The organism is Bacteroides sp. GM023, from assembly GCF_014750685.1.
Lineage (GTDB): Bacteria > Bacteroidota > Bacteroidia > Bacteroidales > Bacteroidaceae > Bacteroides.
This window is the reverse complement of the sequence record NZ_JAAXGE010000002.1, coordinates 421433-443862: the sequence shown is the minus strand read 5'-3', so window position 1 is coordinate 443862 and position 22430 is coordinate 421433. Positions and strand designations below refer to the sequence as shown.

Genomic DNA, 22430 nt, shown 5'->3' with positions numbered 1-22430 from the left:
ATGGAATCCAACGAACTGAAAATCGGCGATAGCCAACTAATCAAAATAAATACAATTGAAGAATATACAGAACTCTTTGGTTGTCCGTCCGCTAATCATCCGCTGATAAGTATTAATCGGCTGACGGATGTTAAGGAGTTTATTCCTATAGGAAACCCTGTACAGCTTAACCTGTACACCGTTACAATAAAAGACGGCTCCACCTGTAACTCAAAATACGGTTGGCGTGATTATGATTTTAAGAAAGGAACAATAAATTTCTTCGCTCCGGGGCAGATACACTCTTGGAATGAGAAAACAGAAAATTCCGGCAGATGGGGTTGGCTGTTAGCATTCCACCCTGATTTTATCCGCAAGTATCCATTGGGAACGAAAATCGACAAGTTAAAGTTCTTTTCCTATGAAACGAACGAAGCCCTGCATATGTCCGATGCGGAACGGTCGATGATCGAGGGGATAATGGAAAGTATCGAAAACGAATACAAACAGAATATAGACGAACATACACAGGATATAATCGTTTCCCAACTGGACGTATTGCTGAACTACTCCGAACGCTTTTATACACGGCAGTTCCGGACACGAAACAGTGTCGAATCAGATGTATTGACACGCTTTCAATCCGTGCTCCATAGTCATTTTGAAAATGATAAAGACAAACTCATTACTGCCAACGATATTGCTTCGCAGTTGGCGATGTCCACGCATTATTTGAGCGATTTACTTCGTAATCTGACAGGATTGAATACACAGCAACACATCCATGCCCACCTGATTGAACGAGCGAAAAATCTGTTGCTGACCACCAACTTGTCCGTGAACGAAATAGCCTATGCTCTCGGATTTGAGTACCCGCAATACTTTAGTCGTTTGTTTAAAAGTAAGACCGGACAAACCCCTGTCGAGTTTCGTAACACGAACTAAAAAAGCATCAATGAAGCATCAATGAGGATATATAAGGTCACAAGAATAATGAGGTGATATGTATCCACCTACGGTAAAAAGGCTTATTAATAACTGCCATACTGATTATTATAGATATGATTATTATAAACATAATTATTATGTTTATAATAAAGTAGCTTATTGCAACCTATCCCGCATCTTATCAGGAAAACAAGTGTTACTTTTATTTTGCCCGGCAAGCGCAGTCCGTCAAATGGTCGTTGATAAACCCCGAAGCCTGCAAGTGGGCGTAACAAATCGTAGAACCGAAGAATTTGAATCCTCGTTTTTTCATATCTTTGCTCATGGCATCGGATTCGGGAGACGACACCGGAATCTCACTCAATGAACGGAAAGTATTGACAATCGGTTTTCCGTCGGGAAAGAATGTCAGTGTGTAATTATAAAAACTGCCGAACTCCTTTTGCAGGGCGAGAAATTGCCTGGCATTGGTGATGGTCGATTTGATTTTCAGGCGGTTTTTCACAATGCCCTCAAACTGCATCAACCGCTCCACGTCTTCATCGGTCATTTGCGCCACCAGCGTAGCATCGAAATCACAAAAGGCTTTGCGATACCCCTCACGCTTTCTAAGGATAGTTATCCAACTCAATCCGGCTTGGGCACTCTCCAACACAAGAAACTCGAACAGCGTTTTATCGTCTGTCACCAATTTTCCCCACTCCTGGTCGTGGTATTTCACATATAGTTCGTCAGTTCCGCACCAACCGCAACGTCCGTTTATTATATCTTGCATATGCATAACATTTTGTAATAGTGTGTGTAAAGATAGCTGATTCACAGTGTCGTGCCAAATATTTATCAGTTTATTATTTCCGAAAACTACCCGCAGGGGTAAATTATGATTTATATAACTACAATCTTTTGTTTGAAAGCAGAAAGTTTCTGAAAGACTTTTATCTTTGCAATATAATACATACGCCCTATGAAAAAAGTTATTTTGATTCTTGTGACAATTCTCCTTCCCGCTTTGCTTTCTGCAAAAGACAATAAGAGTACCGATGCGTTACTCCGTGAGATTGACGGCATCATCAAGAACCGCCAGACTTATGGAGCGGAGAAAGAGGTGCGTATTGCTGACTTAAAGAAATTATTGGTTGAGTCCACTTCCGACGAACAGCGATATGGATTCTGCGGACGTCTTTTCGATGAATACCGGGCTTATAACCTGGATTCGTCTTTTGTCTACGCCCAGCGGAAACAGGACTTGGCACACCGTCTGAACAAACCGGATTACCTGGATGATTCTGCCATGAATATGGCGGAAGTGATGGGAACTACCGGAATGTATAAAGAAGCGCTTGAACTATTGGGAGAGATTGACAAGAAAACTTTGCCCGATTATCTGTATTCCTATTATTATCATTTATACCGTACTATTTATGGGTTGATGGGCGATTATGCCGTCACGGCAAAAGCCAAAAAAGAGTATTACCGCATGACGGACTTATACCGTGACTCTCTTCTACAAACCAATGTATCCGATTCTTTAGGTCATGTATTGGTAATGGCGGATAAATGCACAGTTCATGCACAATATGACCAGGCAATACATATGTTGGCAGACTTCTACAAGAAACCCTTTTTGGATGCTCATGCACAAGCCATGATAACCTATACGCTTTCGGAAGCCTACCGTTTGAAAGGAGATAAGAAAGGACAAAAGCATTACCTGGCTCTTTCGGCTATTGCCGACCTGAAATCGGCAGTAAAAGAATATGTTTCTTTGCGGAAGCTCGCGTCGCTCGTCTACGAGGACGGAGATATCGACCGTGCTTACAACTATCTGAAATGTTCCCTGGAAGATGCCACTCTCTGCAATGCCCGCCTTCGTACCCTGGAAATCTCGCAAGTCTTTCCCATTATCGACAAAGCCTACCAATTAAAAACGGAACGCCAGCAACGGGAAATGAAGACTTCCCTGATTTGTATCAGCCTGCTTTCCGTATTTCTACTGGTAGCTATCTTCTTTGTGTACAAGCAGATGAAGAAAGTAGCCGCCGCCCGCCGCGAAGTCATTGACACCAACACGCTCCTGCAAGAACTGAACGAAGAACTGCACGACTCCAACTCGCAACTGAAAGAAATGAACCATACGCTCTCGGAAGCAAACTATATCAAGGAAGAATATATCGGCCGCTACATGGACCAATGTTCCGCCTACCTGGATAAGATGGACTTATACCGCCGCTCCCTGAATAAAATTGCCGCCGCCGGCAGAGTGGAAGAGCTTTATAAAGCCATAAAATCCTCTCAATTCCTCGACGAAGAATTGAAAGAGTTCTATGCCAACTTCGACATGACCTTCCTGCAACTCTTTCCTAACTTCGTAGACGAATTTAATGCCCTGCTTACCGAACCGATGCAACCCAAACCGGGAGAACTGCTGAACACCGAACTCCGCATCTTTGCCCTTATCCGATTGGGAATCACGGACAGCACTAAAATAGCGCAATTCCTCCGTTACTCCGTGACTACCATTTATAATTACCGGACACGTGTCCGCAACAAAGCTTTGGGAGAAAGAGATGAATTTGAAACTAAAGTAATGAAAATAGGGAAGGTGGAAGAGTAAGAAAACCACTACTTTTTTAGTCTGACTGCTGTTTTATAACGTTCTTATTCTTAGTGGTTTATACTGTGAGAAACTGTATAAACCACTATATTTTTGCTATCTGCTCAAAGAAGCAGTATTAAATGTGGATACTTTTGTTTCACAGTCATTCAGGAAATGACGCAGCGAATAAAAACAAAAGTAACCCTAATATTAACTTTAAATTAATGTACATGAAACAGAGCATGAAGTCGAAAGGCTTTGAACGCCGCCTCTTATTAATAATGTGGGGCTTGTTCCTATCTCTTGGTGCATTCGCACAACAGATTTCAATAAAAGGACATGTCGTAGATGCTACGGGCGAGCCGGTTATCGGTGCCAGTGTGGTAGAAGGAAGTACGACGAACGGTACGATTACCGATATGGACGGAAACTTTTCTCTGAAAGTGTCTCCTAAGAGTACGCTGACCGTTTCTTTTATCGGATATGCCACCCAGACCGTTCCGGTAAACGGAAAAACGTCTCTGACCATCACGCTGAAGGAAGATACCGAAGTTCTCGACGAAGTCGTAGTAATCGGCTACGGCACGATGAAGAAAAGCGACCTGACGGGTGCCATCTCTTCCGTTTCTTCCAAAGACCTGATGAAACAACCGTCCCCCAGTCTTGGAGCAGCCTTGCAGGGACGTGCCACCGGACTTCAGGTGATTTCCAGCGGCGCGCCGGGCGATAACGTGTCGATGAAGATTCGCGGTATCGGCTCTATCAACAACAGCGACCCGTTGCTCGTCATTGACGGAGTGCCGACCGATGTTCCCCTGAACATGATTAATATGGACGACGTGGAGACGGTAGACGTATTGAAAGATGCTTCCGCCACCGCTATTTACGGCTCACGCGGAGCTTACGGAGTTATTATCATCACCACAAAGAAAGGAAAATCAGACGCCTCGCGCTTTAACTTTAAAGCTTCTTACGGCATTGAGAAAGCCATCCGCACACTGGACTTACTGGATGCCACCCAATTCGCTTCCCTTCACAATGAAATGATGACCGCCAACGGTCAGCCGCAAAACCCGCTGTTTGAAGACCCCACCTCACTGGGCAGGGGAACGAACTGGATAGACGAACTTTTTCAGACGGCTGCCACCCAAAACTATTCACTGAACTATTCCGGTGGAAATGATAAAACGACTTATTATGTATCCGCCGCTTATTTCAACCAGGAAGGTATCGTGCGCACTACTCAATATGAGCGTTACACCGTACAATTCAATATGGATACCCAAATGAACAACTGGCTGAAGATGGGAAACAAACTGTCCCTGAACCATGACATCAAGCAAAAAGGAGAATACAGCATCAAGAATACCATGCTGGCCCTACCTACACAGGCCATCAAGAATGACGACGGCTCATGGGCCGGCCCGGTAGGACTCCCGATGTACGTAGGAGATATTGCCAACCCTATCGGAAAGATGATGACTAACTCCACCACTACCAAAGGTTTCAATGTACTGGGTAATATCTACGCCGAAGTGAAACCGTGGGAATGGCTGACTTTCAAAACCATCGTCGGTGTGCAGGCACTCTTCTGGGACGATAAAGGCTGGTCGCCCAAATACGACTGGCAACCGATTTCACAACCGGAATCCTATGCTTCCCGCAAATATAACAAGAGCCTTACTTTACTGTGGGATAACACCCTGACCTTCAACAAGACTTTTGCAGAAAAGCATCGACTCACAGTGATGGTCGGCTCTTCCGCACAGACCAATACTTATGAATACATGAGCGGCTCTATCATGGGCTTTATCAGCCCCACCGCACAGCAATTGGATAACGGTACGCTCGAACCGACAGTGAACGGCAACGGAAGTGACTGGGCATTGCTCTCTTACCTGGGACGTGTCAACTATACCTATGACAACAAATACCTGCTGACAGCTACCATCCGCCGTGACGGCTCTTCCCGCTTCAGCAAGCAGAACCGTTGGTCTAATTTCCCGTCCGTATCTTTGGCCTGGAGACTTTCCGAAGAGCCGTTCTTCAAAAAGAGCTTTTGGCTCAGCGACGTAAAAATCCGTGCAGGATATGGCTTGACAGGTAACCAGGCAAGTGTGGGCAACTATGCATATGCTTCTACTATCCAAACCATCCAGTACAACTTCAACGGCACACAGGTGAATGCGATTGCCCCCTCGGTAATGCCGAACCCGAATGTCCGTTGGGAAGAAGTGGAACAATACAACATCGGTGCAGACTTGTCATTAATCGACAGCCGCATCAATTTGAGTCTCGATGCATACATCAAGAACACGAACGATATGCTTGTCAACATGGTAGTGCCTATCTCCACCGGATATTCGGACATCAATGTCCCCAAGATTAACGCGGGCAAGATGCGCAACAAAGGTTTTGAAGTATCCGTCAGCTCCCGCAATCTGGAAGGAGAGTTCTCATGGAATACGTCTCTCAACGCTTCTTATAACAAGAACGAGATTATCCGCCTGAATGGAGATGTCCCGATGTATTTCGATAATAATATCCATGCAGTCGGTCGTCCGGTCAGCTCTTACTACGGTTACGTGACGAACGGAATCTTCCAGACACAGGAAGAAGTAGACCGTTACGCCATTCAGACACAGGGGAACGACCCTTACAACCGCACTTCTGCCGGAGATATTAAATTCAAAGACCTGAATAACGACGGAGTCATCAACGACAAAGACCGTACTTATCTCGGCAATCCCACCCCGACGTGGATTTTCTCTATGAACAACTCCTTTGCCTGGAAAGGCTTCGACCTCGAAATCTTCCTGCAAGGAGCAGCCGGAAATAAAATCTATAATGCCAACCGCGCCTCTTTGGAAGCCATGTCCGTGGCACAGAACCAAATGACGACCGTTCTCGACCGCTGGCGCGGCGAAGGGACAAGCAACAGTATGCCGCGTGCCGTATTCGGTGACCCGAACAAGAACGGACGTGTCTCAAACCGCTTCATTGAGGATAGCAAATACCTGCGTCTGAAGAACGTAACGCTCGGATATACCCTTCCCGCCGCATGGAGCAAGAAAGCAGCGATGTCCTCTGTACGCTTTTTCGTCTCGGGACAGAACTTGCTGACTTTGACCCGCTATACGGGACTCGATCCGGAGGTTTCCGGTTCGGGAAATGACAACAACGTCTATCCCGTAGCCCGTAATATCACATTCGGTGCATCTGTTTCTTTCTAAATACCTTTATATAGAATCTTTAATTGATTGACAAATATGAAAAAGTTCAAATATATACTCCCTTGCTTCCTGTTGGGCTTGACATTGAGTAGCTGTAACGGCTTCCTGGATAAAGAACCGTGGGATTCCATCGACACTTCCAAGAGCTTTCAGGCGGAAGAAGATGCGATAGCAGCCGTGAATGGCGCTTATCAGCCGCTTCAATGGCCGAAACTGTATAATATGCGTATGTGGACACTGGATATCGTAGCCGGAAACAGCATCGTTGGTGCGGGCGGCGGTACGGACGGTATCGAGACTACCGACCTGGCGAACTTCATCACCACCACCGACAATGCTGGTGTGCTGGACGTATGGCGTGGCCCTTCTCCGGGCATTCTCCGTTGCAACTTCGTTATCAAGAACGTGCCGGGCATGAATATAGACCAAAGCTTGAAGAACCGTTGCCTGGGTGAAGCCAAATTCCTGCGTGCCCACTATTACTTTATCCTGGTGCGTCTTTTCGGCGGAGTGCCTTTGCTGACAGAACCACAGACTTCGGATGACGACCTGAAACCTTTCCGTGCGTCTAAAGAAGAAATCTATAAACTGATAGAGAATGACTTGAAAGAAGCCATCAACCTGCTTCCCGACAAGTCTTCTTATTCTGCTTCCGACTTAGGCCGTGCTTCCAAAGGTGCAGCCATGGGATTGCTGGCAAAAGTGTATCTGACTCAGGGAAAAGAATATGCGGAGATTGTACGTCTTTGTGAGGAAATTCAAAAGTTGGGCTATCATCTGAATGAGGATTACAGCGACAACTTCAATCCGAATAAGAAGAACGGCCCGGAATCATTGTTTGAAGTGCAGTATTATGGCAAGACCAGCTATGATTTTTGGAGCAATGAGAATCAGGCTTCCTGGTTGAGCGCATTTACCGGCCCGCGCAATTCGGATATGGTGGCAGGCGGTTACGGTTGGAATCAGCCGACAGCCGAGTTTGTCAGCCAGTACGAAGAGGGGGATAACCGGAAAGATAAGACCATTCTTTACCTGGGATGCCCCGACTTTGACGGGAAGCAGTACCAGTCGTCTTATTCCACCACGGGGTACAACCTGCGTAAATTCCTCGTGACGAAATCCGTCTCTATGGATTTCAATACAAGCCCTGCCAACTTTGTAGTGCTCCGCTATGCCGATGTACTGCTGATGAAAGCGGAAGCCCTGAACGAACAAGCCCTGACGACCGATGCGGAAACCCCTCTGTACGAAGTAAGAAAGCGTGCGGGACTGACCAACCGGGCGGACATCGAAGGACTGACACAAGCCCAGATGCGCGAAAAGATTATCCACGAACGCCGTATGGAACTGGCTTTCGAAGGCGACCGCTGGTTTGACCTCGTCCGTCTGAAAGATAACTATGCCTTGAATTTCTTTCATTCTATCGGAAAAACCAATGCGACGGAAAAGCATCTGCTGATGCCTATACCGCTGAAAGAGATAGAAGCGAATGGAAACCTGAAGCAGAATCCGGGATATAATTAAGAACCTAAAAGATGAAACAAATCATGAAAACTAAGATAATGAGTCTGCTCATGTTGGCAGCAGGCTGTTTCGCATGGACTTCGTGTGCGGAAGATGATATGGAAATGAATAAAGGGAGCGAACCCTTGAAGTTGTCGGCTTCTACCCTGCAACTGGTTCTCGACCAGCGTCTCGACGACAAAGAAGCACTCCAACTGACCTGGACTCCGGGGTCTAATGAGGGAACGGGCGCGGCTATCTCTTACCGGTTTGAGATGGATATACAAGGCAATGACTTTGCGGGCGGCGTCAAGAAGGAAGTCGGAAAGACCGATTCACGGGTCGTTTCGTATACGCATAAAGAACTGAATGATTTATTATTGAGCACCTGGAGTCTTCCCGTAGAGGAAGAAGCTATGTTTGAAGCTCGCGTGACGGCTGTGGTCGCGGCAGAATCTGTCCCGACGCAAATCTCGGAAGTAGTGACCTTCAAACTGACTCCTTATAAATTCAGAATACTGAATCTGTGGATGATAGGTGACGCCACTCCTAATGGCTGGACGCTGGAAAGGGCTACTCCGATGAATCCGGTGACGGACGTGAAAGGTGGTTTTGTATGGGAAGGTCTGTTGCAGAAGGGTGAATTTAAGCTTCTCACGAATCTGCTTGACTGGACACCTGCTTACAACAGGGACGAGACACAGGAGAATAAGCTTGTATATCGCGACCATTACGATGAAGATAACCCGGATACGAAGTTTGCTATCGAAAAGGTGGGAACTTATCGTGTGGAATTAAGTATTGAAACACTGGATATTACCATTAAGAACCTGGATGGGGAAGTGCCGTATACGGAACTGTGGATAGCCGGTTCTTCAGCAGGCAATACCCCGGTGGCAATGGCACAGGATGCTGACGACCCATTCTCTTTTGTCTATAACGGAAAACTGGTTCCGGGTAAATTCCAAATTGTCTCTTCTGCTACCGGAACGGACTGTGACGTATACCAGCCGGCAACGGAAACGGAGTCTTTACCGGCTTCTTCCGCCATCGAATGGGTGAAGAATGGCGCGGCAGCTACCAACTACTGGAATGTAACGGCAGGTAATAAATATACATTGAAACTGAACCTGCGCACCAAACGTCTGTCCGTTTCCCAATACGTGGCTTATGAACAGGTATGGATGATGGGCGACGCAACTCCCGGCGGATGGGATTGGGATAACGTGATGTCAAAATCTGAAATGACACAGAATCCGGATAATAAGAACCAGTTTATCTATGAAGGTTCCCTGAATACCGGCGAGATGAAGTTCCCGGTAGAGATAGACCGTTCTTTCGGTGGTAAATTCATCATAGCCATGAAGCCGGGTGCAAGCATTACATCTGATACGGACTTTCAGATAGTGGCCGGGGGAGATAATAAATGGAAGATAGAAGAAGCCGGAGACTATAAGATTGTGGTCGACCTCTACGAGGAGAAAGTCTTTTTCACAAAGAAGTAGTAAACTATAAAACGAACGATTTATGAAAAAATTAGCATATATAGCGTTAGCAATGACCCTTTCGTTTTCGTTGGGCAGCTGCATTGACGATGAGCCTTCGCACAATCCTATTACGTATGGTGACGGGTATATTACCGTACTGCTGTCTACCGATAAGGCTGCCTACAAACCGGGGGAATCGGTACAGCTCTCTCTGAATAATCTGCCCGAAGGGCAAGTGACCATCCGGTACAAGCATCTCAACGAGGTGCTTTCCGAAGCTCCCCTTACCGGAAAATCATGGAGCTGGACGCCACCTGCGAATGATTTCAAAGGGTATATGGTCGATTTGTATACGGTAGATAGTGGCGAGGAAGTTGTTTTGAGCAGCATTGCCATTGATGTGTCTTCCGACCCCGCACGTTTCCCGCGCAACGGATTCCTTTCCGAATATGGCAAGATGAGCGAAAAGGAGATTGATAAGATTATGGATAATCTGAACCGGCATCATATCAACTATGTGCAGTATCAGGACTGGCATTACAAGCATCATAAGCCATTGGCGGGTTCGGCTTCTTCTCCGATGGAGGTATGGAAAGATATTATCAACCGTGATTGTTACCGTTCTACCGTACAGGGATATATTGATGCCGGCCATAAGCGGGGTATGAAATCTCTTTTCTACAACCTTGCCTACGGAGCATTGAACGATGCGGCGGACGACGGCGTGAAAGAAAACTGGTATCTCTTTAAGGATAAGAACCACGGGAATAAGGATTATCATCCGCTAGGTTCTCCTTTCAAGAGTAATATTTATCTGACGAATCCTGCTTTGCAGGAATGGAGAGACTATATGGTTCAGCAAAACAACGATGTATATGAAGTCTTTGATTTTGACGGCTATCAGATTGACCAGTTGGGCGACCGGGGGACTTTGTATAACTACGATGGCAATGCTGTCAACCTTGCCTCTACTTTCCCCGCGTTTATAAAAGCGATGAAAGAAGCGCAGCCGGAAAAGTCTTTGGTAATGAATGCCGTATCGCAATACGGTCAGAAAGACCAGATAGCCAATTCTCCGGTGGACTTCCTCTATACGGAAGTTTGGGACAAACCGACTAGTAATGGTTTCAGCATCCTTTCCGGGGTTATCACGGACAATGATAAATGGTCGAACGGAAAGAAAACCGTATTGGCTGCTTATATGAATTATAAGCTCGGCGGCGAGGGACGCGGTTATTTTAATACGCCCGGTGTATTAATGGCAAATGCCGCTATCCATGCATGGGGTGGTGCGCATCTCGAATTAGGCGAACATATGCTGACAACCGAATATTTCCCTAACAGCAATCTGTCGATGAAAGGGGAACTGAAAAAAGCGATGGTTACTTACTACGACTTTATCACCGGATATGAGAATCTTCTGCGTGATGGCGGAGAATTTTATGGTGCTACTGTTTCTTCTACGGATGGAAAGATGACTATTAACCAATGGCCGCCCGTCCGCAATCAGATAGCAACTGTCGGAAAACGGTTCGACAACAGGGATGTGATTCATTTCCTGAATTATACAAATGCCGTGCATCTCGATTGGTGTGACTCTAACGGAACACAGGCTGTACCTTCTCTGATTGAGTCGGCTCAGACAAAGATAGCCGTAAAGGGTACGGTAAAATCCGTTTGGGTAGCTTCGCCGGATGCAAGTTTCGGAGTATCCCGAAAGCTGGACTTTACGCAGGAGGGGAACGAGATAAAGGTGACGCTTCCGTCATTGAGTTACTGGACAATGCTCGTTGTGGAATACGAATAAACGAGTGGAAATTGTGAATATGAACAGGATAATATGCGCAGAAAAACATGCGCAGAAAAACATGCGCAGAAAAACATGGGCAGAATAATATGAACAGAAAACATAAGTAGAAATATATGAGCAGAATAGTATGAATAGAATAATATGGACAGAATAATAGGTATGAACAGGATAATAGTCAGAAGTGGAAACACTGTAAGGGGGAGCCAAAGAAGTATAATAGTATGGATAATAGCCTGTTTCCTCCCTCTTTCAGTGCTTTGGGCAACTGATGGCGCGAAAACATGTACTTCTTTCTCGCAGCAGGGACGCCGGGTGACTTTTCACCTGGCGGACAGCGCCGCCTTGCAACTGCAACTTTGCAGCCCTTCCGTAGTAAAAATATACTTCTCGCCCGACGGGCGATTTCAGCGGAAGAACGCTTCTTTTGCCGTCATCAATGAGGAACTGGAAGAGTTAGGCGCGATTCATGTGGACGAGCAGGCAGCATGCTACGAAATATTCACCCCGAAGCTGCGCATCCGTGTGAATAAATCACCCATGAGCCTTCAGATATTCGACAAGTATCAGAAACTCCTGTTTAGTGACTATGCCGACAAGGGGCATGTGAGTGAAGGAACAAGGAAAGTGGAATATAAGGTTCTCCGCCGTGACGAGCATTTCTTCGGACTTGGTGAGAAAGCGGGCAAAATGAACCGTCGTGGAGAGTCATATAAAATGTGGAATAGTGACAAACCTTGTTACAGTGTTGCGGAAGACCCGCTTTACAAAAGCATCCCTTTCTTTATGAGTAGCTACCGGTATGGCATCTTCCTGGATAATACATATAAAACGGAATTCAAATTCGGCACGGAAAGCCGTGATTATTATAGCTTCGAAGCCCCAGACGGCGAAATGATTTATTACTTTATTTTCGGCAAAGACTACAAAGAAATCATCAGCCAATACGTCGACCTGACCGGCAAACCTATCATGCCGCCGAAATGGGCTTTAGGTTTTGCGCAATGCCGTGGCTTGCTGACAAGCGAGAAGTTAAGTCGCGAAATAGCCGAAGGCTACCGTAAGCGGGGAATTCCCTGTGATATTATCTATCAGGACATCGGCTGGACAGAACATTTGCAGGACTTCGAATGGCGGAAAGGGAACTATGAGAACCCGAAGAAGATGCTCTCTGACCTGAAAGAAATGGGCTTCAAAGTAATCGTATCCCAAGACCCGGTAATCTCCCAAGCCAATAAAAAACAATGGGAAGAAGCAGACCGCCTGGGTTATTTCGTAAAGGACAGCACGAACGGCAAGAGTTACGATATGCCCTGGCCTTGGGGTGGCAACTGCGGTGTGGTGGATTTTACCTTACCCGCCGTAGCCGACTGGTGGGGAACTTATCAACAGAAACCTATCGACGACGGCATCTCCGGCTTTTGGACGGATATGGGCGAACCTGCCTGGAGCAACGAAGAGCAAACGGAACGTTTGGTCATGCATCATCATTTGGGGATGCACGATGAAATCCATAACGTCTACGGCCTGACCTGGGATAAGGTTGTCAAAGAGCAATTTGAAAAGAGAAACCCAAATCGTCGTGTTTTCCAAATGACCCGTGCCGCCTATGCAGGCTTGCAGCGTTATACTTTCGGTTGGACAGGTGATTGTGGCAACGGAGACGATGTATTGCAAGGCTGGGGACAGCTAGCCAATCAGATTCCCGTCATGCTTTCCGCCGGCTTGGGACTAATCCCGTTTTCTACTTGTGATATTACAGGCTATTGCGGAGACATCGAAGATTATCCCGCTATGGCAGAGCTTTATATCCGTTGGGTGCAATTCGGCGCTTTCAACCCCTTGAGCCGTATCCACCACGAAGGGGATAACGCAGTAGAACCCTGGCTATTTGGCCCGGAAGCGGAAAAGAACGCGAAAGCTGCCATCGAACTGAAATATCGTCTACTACCATATATCTATACCTACGCCCGCGAAGCTTACGATACAGGATTGCCTATCATGCGCCCTCTTTTCCTTGAATATCCGACGGATACGGAAACTTTCTCCACGGATGCCCAATTCTTATTCGGCCGTGAATTATTAATAGCCCCCGTCGTTAAGAAAGGTGTCCGTACAAAGAACGTCTACCTGCCCGAAGGTACATGGATTGATTATAACAACAAACAGACGGTCTACACGGGTGAGCAATGGACTACCGTAGATGCTCCCTTGGCTTCCATCCCGATGTTTGTAAAGCAAGGCTCTATTATACCTACCATGCCTGTAATGAACTACACCCATGAGAAACCGGTATATCCCCTTACTTTTGAAGTCTTTCCGGCACAAGAAGGTGCACAGGCGAGTTTTACTCTCTACGAAGACGAAGGAGAAGACCTGGGATACCAACGTGACGAGTTTGCAAAAACTCCCATTGTATGCCGCACCTTGTCGAATGGCTATGAACTCACTATTTCTGCCCGCGAAGGAAAAGGCTACACTGTCCCCGGCCCAAGAAATCTTCTGTTTCGCATTTATTCAGCTAAAGCTCCCAAGGAAGTAACCATCCAGGGAAAGAAGATAAAGAAGTCCAAACCGGAACGACTGGAAGCAGATTTGGAGAATGATACGGAAACTGTACTATGGAGTTGGGATAAAGAAACCGGTGTATGTAGTGTGAGAATACCCGATAAGGGGGATAATAAGCAGATTATGATTACCTTTAAATAGTAAAAACAAACATAAATCATGGAAAGTAGATTCACTGTTTATCAGTGAACTATTTCCTGTTTATTGGGCATATATATTCAGTGTGGTGGGTATATATGCCCATTGTGTTGTATATATATGTCCACCAGGCTGGATATATATACTCATCCACATATGGCTTATCCTATGTTTTCAGCTCGATTACTACGTTTTTTGCCTATGTTTTTAGATAAATATTCCCTTTTTTTGCCTATGTTTTTAGATTTAAATACTATCTTTGAACCTGATAAACAATGATTTTATATGTTTAAACGTGATATTTATAATCAATTGCAGGAATGGTCTGAACGTTCGGGCCGTAAGCCGTTAGTGTTGCGTGGAGCTCGTCAAGTGGGAAAAACTACGCTGGTCAATGAGTTTGCCCGGAATTTTGAGAACTATCTTCATCTGAATTTAGAGCGTGAAGAAGATGCGCGTTTATTTCAGGGGAGTGATAAAGTGCAAGAAATAGTTAGAATTGCATGTTTTCAGAAAAATCTCCTTTTACGTGAAGGACGTACGTTATTGTTTATAGATGAGATACAGAATGTACCTAAGGCTGTAGCACTGCTTAGATATTTCTATGAGGATATGCCTGATTTGTTTGTTATTGCGGCAGGTTCACGTTTACAGTCATTATTAAAAGAACGAATTTCTTTCCCTGTAGGGCGAGTAGAGTATATGCAACTTGCTCCCTGTACTTTCGGAGAATACCTGACTGCTACTGGTGACGAACATTATCGTCTTGCAATGGATGAAGTGAACTTACCACCTGCATTACATGAAGAAGCAATGGCTCGTTTTCATCGATATACCTTAATTGGCGGAATGCCGGAGGTAGTAGCAGATTATGCAGAAAATGGTGATTTAGTACGCCTGAAACCCATTTATAATTCTTTATTGAAAGGCTATAACGAAGATGTTGAGAAGTATGCTCTCTCTCAATTACAAACTCAAGTTATCCGGCATATTCTTCGGGTAGGATGGAATAGGGCGGGGCAAACTATAAAACTGGGAAATTTTGGTGAATCGAGTTATAACTCCAAAGAAGTACGTGAAGCTTTTAATATTTTGGAGAAGGCTTTTATATTACATTTAGTTTATCCTGTCACAGCTGTGCATGCACCGGCATTGCCTGCACTAAAACGTGCTCCCAAATTGATGTGGTTGGATACCGGATTGGTTAATTTTGCAGCAAATATCCAAACGGAAGTTTTGCATGACCATACATTAATGGATACTTGGCAAGGAGCTATTGCCGAACATATCGTAGCACAGCAATTACGTGTATTACTCGATGACCAATATATTTCTGATTTACATTTTTGGGTGCGTGACAAACAAGGTTCTAATGCCGAAACGGATTTTGTATGGCAAAAAGGTACACAGATTATTCCAATCGAAGTGAAATGTGGAAGCAACGCTCACCTCCGTTCGTTACATTCTTTTATTGATTTGTCGGGTGGTGACTTGGCTGTTCGTGTTTGGAATAGTCCATATTCTATTGATGAAGTAAAGACTGTTGCCGGAAGAAGTTTCCGACTGCTCAATCTTCCTTATTATTATTTGGGTAGTTTGCCTAAAATACTTTCTTCTATTTAGAGCCTGTACTGATTCTTGAATTATTTATCACAAAGATTCATGCTCTTTTTACTCTAGTCAGTGCCAATAATGTGTTTTTTGTACAAAACTCGTATCGAAAATGTGTAAATTATTACATATCTGATATCAAATTCTCTTTGATAAATTACGGGAAAGGTTTATTGCTTATTCTATTTGTGGAGGGATGTCCGAACCTACTACTTTGATGATTGACTTTAATGATATGGAAAAGATGGATTTGGCACTTCGTGATATATTAATAAACTATTCTTTTCCCAAGTATTAATATCTGACTCTTCAACTGTTAATACTTGGTAGGTTTACTAACTGTTAATACTTTGAAAATCAAAATTGTGAAGGTGGAATATTGAAAAGAATCACTATTCTTTTTTCACAGCTTGTTAAGCAGTTCCAGTCAGTCTTTTTCATCTTTTCAATTTTTTTAGTCAACAGCGCATTATAGACTCTCTCTTTTCATTTCAAGACAGTCTCTCGTGTGATGTCAAGCTGTCTTGGGTCGTCATCCAACAAGAAAATGCGCATTCCTTCTCTATGTGTCCGGAAGGAATGTGCATTCTATGCATTAGGGATATTATGGGATGGAGATATGTGTCTCCTAATCCTAGTGGTTGATATACACTCTTTTGTCGTTCCCAATTCCTTTTATAGTCACCTTTTTCCAATGCTTTGGAAGAGTAGCTGGTAATTGAATAATCCCCTTATCAGTGATTTGTAAGCCACAAAAGCCATTAATTACAGCTTGTAACAAGCCTCCGGCTCCGGTCATAAAGTATGGATTATTACTTGTTGGTGTTTCGGCCAATACGCCGAAAGGAGGACGTTGGTTGGGCTGATAACTGCGAAGAAACATCTCGTAAGCTTTATCAGAATCTCCCATTCTGGCATATTGTACACAGAATACGGCGAAAGACATGGCTGGACCGTGTTGAGGATCGATCTTTCCGGCATAATACTCTAAATCTTTTCTTAGTTGCTTTTCGTCGGTAATGATTCTTAAGGGATACCCTAGTAAGTTTACGTCAGCCTGTTTTATCATCTCTCCGTTATAAGTAGCATGTTCTTTGGTTACTCCGTCGGGCATTCGATGAATTTTCAGCCCGTTTGCTACGATTTCCCATTGTTTGTTGGCTTTTGTGCTGCAAGCCGTGGCTGCTTTTGTCGCATACTGTAGAACCAGTTTAGCAGAAGCATTAGTAAAAGCATTGTCTGTAGCACCATGTTTATATTCGTTGGCACCTACTACATTGTTTATAGACCAAGTACCATCATCATTGCAGGTAGCGCGACTGCTCCAAAAGTCAGCTACGGCTTTCAACAACGGATATCCTTTGTTTTTTAGCCATTCCTTATCACGAGTTACACAGTAATAATTCCAGCAGGCAATACCGATATCGGCTGTGATATGGTGCTCAAAAGGACCAGTTAAAGCTGTAGTAGGAGTAGCTTCTTCTCCAGCATCATCACTTTCCCATGGATACATGGCACCACGATATCCATAAGACATTGCTTTTTGGCAAGCTGCAGGTAAGCGTTCGATGCGATAATTCACCATTGATTCGGCCAACTTTTGGTTAAATAATAAGATGGGTGGAAACATCCAGATTTCAGTATCCCAAAATATATGTCCATTATAATCTTGCGAAGAAAGTCCCATAGGAGATATACTAAGCCCATTTCCTTCACGACACGAAGAATATAGATTGAATAATGCAAAACGTACAGCACGCTGAGTCTCATCATCACCTTCTATTAAAATATCTCCTTGCCATAATTCATTCCACAGACGTGTATGGGCAGCTAGCAGCGAATGAATACCTTCATGATGCGCATAGATAATTTCTCGCTCCGCTTCATTGCAAGGATCAATAAAGTCACGTGAAGAGCAAATACTACCTACCAAAGCGAATGTTATTTCTTCGTTCTTTTTTAGACTGATACCAAAACACAGTTCCTTAGAACTGTCGCTGAATGTGGGGATTATCTCTTTTTCCTTTTCAAATAAAAAGGCTGACGAAGATGCCACTTGTTGTTTTCGCCAAGGGGTAGAGGCATAAGAATGTAACATGTACACTTTGATACCATCAGATTCAGTATCATGAAATTCGCGTGTGCTACTCGCATATTCTTCGGGGATATCCATATGTGTACCAACATTCAAATTTATGTCCTGTAAAGCTTTTACGGTCACACGAATCAGACCGGCATATGGCATATTACGCAATGCGCAGAGAGAATAGGAAATTTCAGCTTTTCCATCAGCAATAAATTCAGATATGTGAGTAGCTTCTTTCATGTCGATTGTCTGCTTCCATTGTGATATATTATCCAAGCTAATAGCATCTCCGTTGACTTTAAGAGTCATCAGAAAAGGATTGATACCCTTCAAAACACGGCTCACCCCCCGTTCTCTATCAGCATCGAATACATGATTTAGAATGACATGCCTTACCGAAAATGGCTCGCGCCATGGAAGTATTCCGATTCCTCCATTGGCCATGGGAGTTCCCACGTAAAGAGATTGTACATCAGTGGTTGTAAGTTGCCACAAATTTGGACTTTCTTTTGCTTTGGAATATTGAAATCCAGAAAGAAGCAATAATAAAAAAAGTATCCTTCGCATACTTAGACAAATTAAAAAGTTATTATATATGAGAATAGATATAATAACCCGTTGGCGGAACTGAAAGCTGTCATAGAATAGCAAGTAATTTTAAAAGGACACTATACACTACCTCGAAGAGGTGTAATGCCTCATAGACCTTAATAGTAAATATGCAATTATTCAAAACAGGGAACTTTAATTCTGCCAACGGGTATCCTTACTAGAAAACTATTTATCGCATTCTGTTTAGCAAGGACTTGTTGTTATCCTAAAAATGTTCTATTTCAATTTTTTTAGTCCTTTTAGAACAGTTTTATCGGCAGCCTCCATGATGCTGATAGCATACCCGCCACCCGGCGCGGCTTGCAGTTTCAACACTGATTTGACCGATACGGTGCCTTTACGAATGTTGTAAGCCTGTGGATTATCCCGATAATGAGCATCTTTACCATCCTCATAGATAGTTGCGATGTACTCCTTATCCTTATCTAAAAAGTCTAGTTTCAGTATAGATGTGTGTCCCTCCTCACTACTGGTGCAACCTATAAACCAATTGTTTGTACCTTTTGCTTTGCGGGCAGCCACGATATAATGTCCTGGTTCAGCTTCCAAATATTTACTGTCATCCCAATCGACAGCTACATCTTTAATGAATTGGAAAGCATCTATAAAACGTTCATAGTGTTGCGGATAATCGGCTGCCATCTGGAGCGGACTGTACATGGTGACATACAAAGCCAACTGACGAGCTAATGTCGAGTTTACATGCGAGTGACTGTTAGAATTGATTTTGTTGATATCCATTTCAAAGATACCAGGAGTGTAATCCATTGGACCTCCTTGCAGGCGGGTGAAAGGTAATATAGTTGTGTGGAAAGGTTTGCTGCCCACGAATGCTTCGTATTCTGTACCACGAGCCGATTCGTTACCAATAAGATTTGGGTAAGTACGGCATAATCCGGTGGGACGTACAGCTTCGTGTGCATTTATCATGATGTGGTGTTTGGCAGCTTCTGTTACTGCATAAAGATAGTGATTGTTCATCCATTGTCCATAGTGGTGCTCGCCACGCGGTATCATGTTGCCCACATAGCCACTTTTTACCGCATTATATCCATATTGGTTCATCAGTTGATAGGCAGTTTCCATGTGACGTTCGTAATTGCGAACGGAAGCTGAAGTCTCGTGATGCATCATCAGACGCACTCCTTTAGAGTGTGCATATTCATTTAAGTATTTGATATCGAAATCAGGATAGGGAGTAACAAAATCGAATACAAAATCCTTTGAGTTACCAAACCAATCTTCCCAACCGACATTCCATCCTTCCACTAATACTTGATCGAAGCCATGTTCAGCTGCAAAGTCGATATACCTTTTTACGTTAGCTGTATTAGCAGGATGCTGTCCATTCGGATTCACTTTTTTGTAATCGGTTTCACCGAGCTTCACCGAGGGAAGTTCCCAAGTATATGACCATGGTTTTCCTCCAGCAATCATTTCCCACCATACTCCAATGTATTTCACGGGTTTAATCCAAGAGGTATCCTTGTATTTGCATGGCTCATTCAGATTCAGAATTAGGTTCGATGCCAATATTTCACATGCATCGTCACTAACCATTACTGTACGCCACGGAGTGCTACAAGGTGATTGTAGATACCCTTTGTTGCCTTGTGCATCCGGTGTCAGCCATGATTCGAAAGTCAGGTTCTTGTCATCCAAATTGAGGTGCATACATGAATAATCTACTAAAGCAGCCTCGTGCAGATTGATGTATAATCCCTCTGCAGTCTTGAGTTGAAGAGATGTTTGTACTCCTGTAGACGAGAAGATTGCTTGTGAAAGATTATCATTGATAGCAGTAGCCAGCAAACCGGGAATTTCAGAAAGTTTTGATTCCGTATAATCATATTCTTGTGTATCATAGTCGCCGGGAATCCACCAGGCAACGTGGTCACCGGTCATAACAAACTGACTGTGTTCTTCCTTGATGATAAAATAAGACAGGTTTTTTTGTTGTGGAAATTCATATCGGAAACCAATGCCTTCATCATAAATGCGGAAGCGAATATTCATAAAACGGTCAGTAGATGTCTGCTTAAGTTCTACTAATAGTTCGTTATAATGATTACGTATATTTTTCGTCTCTCCCCACACAGGTTGCCAAGTTTCGTCAAAACTGGAGGAGGAAGTTTTTACAACTTCGAAACCGTTCAGCAGGTTTTCCTTGTTATTCAGTTCGAGTCCCAACTTGCTGGGTTTGATGACCGGAATATCTTTGTATGTCATCGCATACGTCGGAATCCCATTCTCAGCTAAGTTGAAATTTAAGGATACGGTACCTGACGGAGAGGAGATGCCCTCCGCTTTTGCCACAAAGGCAGAAAGAAGCAAGCCAATACCTAAAAAAAATCTTTTCATACTTGATAAATGTTTTGTTTACTTATTATTTACTCAGTTTTACAATTTTGCATTCGTGAGCTCCAATTTCTACTTCCAGTTTATCGGTTTCACCTTCATCTTGGTGTTTCCACAAGTCGCGCACTTTTTTTGTCCCTTCTATACCTATTTCTGCGAACTGTAAGGAACGTTTTTTAGGTTCATTATCCCGGTTGAAGAATCCTACCACATAATCGCCATTGCTCATCTGCCCATACCATATCTGACTTTTTTCATCACGTACGTTGCGTAGTAAAGGTTGACCGACAAATCGGTCGGTATTCAATGCCAGCATTTCTTCGTTCTGATAAAACTTCAGATTATCTCCGATGGTATTGTGTTGGTCGGCCACGGTAATCGGACCTCCTGCCATCAACTGCAGCGAGATGACAGACTCCTTCTCGGCATCTGTGTTAAATGTATTCAGACGGATAAAATCGCCATCGGGAATGACTTTGTTTCGGCCGGTAATCTGTGACCAGTGGATGAAGCCATCGAACATATTCATGCAGTTGGGCCATCCATCGAACACGTTTCCACGCTTATCTTCAGAGAAATGTTTCCATCCGCCATCGCCTGTATCGGCCACGATACGTACCATGTTACCATACTTTTTCTCCAACTCGGCTTTATTATTAAGATGAGGCATCACCAGTGAAGTGAAGATGCCATAACGAGTGGCCGATGTACAGATATATTCCAAAGCTTTATCATAACATTCTTTACCATAGCCACGGCCCACGATGCCATTACCCCAATACTCGTTCATGCCACGATCAAAACCGTCTTCATACCAACTCAGAAAATCCATACGGATATATTCTACCCCCAATTCCTTATAGTGTTTGAAGAAACCATCGATATACTCTTTTGCGCCCTTGTGCGTAGCTACTGCATAGGTAAAGAACTTATCTTCTTCATTCGGATAATTTACCACATCGGTGGTAGCATCATATCGCAATTGTCCCAATGTGATGTTGTCGGTGTTCTGAATGGGTGTTTCGTCTTTTCCATGCAGCCAAAGCGGATTGTCGTAAACACCTAACTTTAGTCCTTTTGCTTTGCATTTGGCAACAATGTCTTTTAGATACATACTACCATATTTGTCCATGTAACCATGTTCATTTTTCTCACAAAGCATGGGTATAAACCCGTCTGTACAGAGCATATCGTAACCATACGGCTTTAGGTTGGTAGCTATCCAGTCAATAGCTTTGTCCCATTCGGCTTCATTCATGTCCATCTGATATTCAGGAATCCCATTCTGAGCCATTTGCCAGCAAAGTTCATAGACGCTCCAATAGAGCGGAGCCTTGAATGTGTGGATATTGCTGATATCCACTTTGTCATCTGGTATCTCAACAACAGGATCATCCGAAATCATATCGGGAGTCCATCCTGTACCATCTTCCTTGCAACCTGTACTTGTAAGGGCATTTGCCATAAATAAGGCAATTAGGGTTAATTTATAATGTTTCATATT

Annotated in this window: 12 protein-coding genes; 8 read left to right on the top strand and 4 right to left on the bottom strand. The window is 44.0% G+C overall.

Annotated features, from left to right (window positions below; translation table 11 throughout):
• A complete protein-coding gene (locus HC965_RS04330; RefSeq protein WP_191030302.1) occupies nt 1-924 on the top strand; it encodes an AraC family transcriptional regulator in 924 nt (307 codons plus the stop codon).
• 205 nt (nt 925-1129) lie between these two features.
• Here HC965_RS04330 and HC965_RS04325 read toward each other — a convergent pair whose 3' ends face one another.
• Complete coding sequence (locus HC965_RS04325; RefSeq protein ID WP_191030301.1) at nt 1130-1702, bottom strand: DNA-3-methyladenine glycosylase I; 573 nt, start codon at nt 1700-1702, stop codon at nt 1130-1132.
• Nucleotides 1703-1891: 189 nt separating this feature from the next.
• Here HC965_RS04325 and HC965_RS04320 point away from each other — a divergent pair, with 189 nt between their 5' ends.
• From HC965_RS04320 to HC965_RS04290, 7 genes are all read left to right on the top strand, one after another.
• On the top strand, nt 1892-3541 hold the full coding sequence (locus tag HC965_RS04320; RefSeq protein ID WP_191030300.1) for a DUF6377 domain-containing protein: 1650 nt from the start codon (nt 1892-1894) through the stop codon (nt 3539-3541).
• A 212-nt stretch (nt 3542-3753) separates the two neighbouring features.
• Nucleotides 3754-6756 (top strand): TonB-dependent receptor, encoded by a 3003-nt coding sequence (locus HC965_RS04315; RefSeq protein ID WP_191030299.1) that lies wholly within the window; start codon nt 3754-3756, stop codon nt 6754-6756.
• A 36-nt stretch (nt 6757-6792) separates the two neighbouring features.
• Nucleotides 6793-8280, top strand: a complete 1488-nt coding sequence (locus HC965_RS04310) for a RagB/SusD family nutrient uptake outer membrane protein (protein ID WP_191030298.1) — start codon at nt 6793-6795, stop codon at nt 8278-8280.
• Nucleotides 8281-8303: 23 nt separating this feature from the next.
• Nucleotides 8304-9764: a SusF/SusE family outer membrane protein gene (locus tag HC965_RS04305; RefSeq protein ID WP_191030297.1), complete on the top strand. Its 1461-nt coding sequence runs from the start codon at nt 8304-8306 to the stop codon at nt 9762-9764.
• A 22-nt stretch (nt 9765-9786) separates the two neighbouring features.
• The gene (locus HC965_RS04300; protein ID WP_191030296.1) at nt 9787-11553 is read left to right on the top strand and encodes a glycoside hydrolase family 66 protein; all 1767 of its coding nucleotides are present in this window, start codon (nt 9787-9789) and stop codon (nt 11551-11553) included.
• 162 nt (nt 11554-11715) lie between these two features.
• On the top strand, nt 11716-14262 hold the full coding sequence (locus HC965_RS04295; protein ID WP_191030295.1) for a glycoside hydrolase family 31 protein: 2547 nt from the start codon (nt 11716-11718) through the stop codon (nt 14260-14262).
• A gap of 282 nt (nt 14263-14544) precedes the next feature.
• Nucleotides 14545-15882, top strand: a complete 1338-nt coding sequence (locus HC965_RS04290) for an ATP-binding protein (RefSeq protein ID WP_191030294.1) — start codon at nt 14545-14547, stop codon at nt 15880-15882.
• 622 nt (nt 15883-16504) lie between these two features.
• On the opposite strand, the gene HC965_RS04285 is transcribed toward HC965_RS04290, so the two are convergent.
• The 3 genes from HC965_RS04285 to HC965_RS04275 form a co-directional block, all read right to left on the bottom strand.
• A complete protein-coding gene (locus HC965_RS04285) occupies nt 16505-18523 on the bottom strand; it encodes a glycoside hydrolase family 65 protein (RefSeq protein WP_191030293.1) in 2019 nt (672 codons plus the stop codon).
• Between the two features lie 261 nt (nt 18524-18784).
• Complete coding sequence (locus HC965_RS04280) at nt 18785-20929, bottom strand: glycoside hydrolase family 97 protein (protein WP_191030292.1); 2145 nt, start codon at nt 20927-20929, stop codon at nt 18785-18787.
• A 25-nt stretch (nt 20930-20954) separates the two neighbouring features.
• Nucleotides 20955-22427, bottom strand: coding sequence for a glucan 1,6-alpha-isomaltosidase (locus tag HC965_RS04275; protein ID WP_191030291.1), 1473 nt, complete (start codon nt 22425-22427; stop codon nt 20955-20957).
• Between the last annotated feature and the right edge of the window lie 3 nt (nt 22428-22430).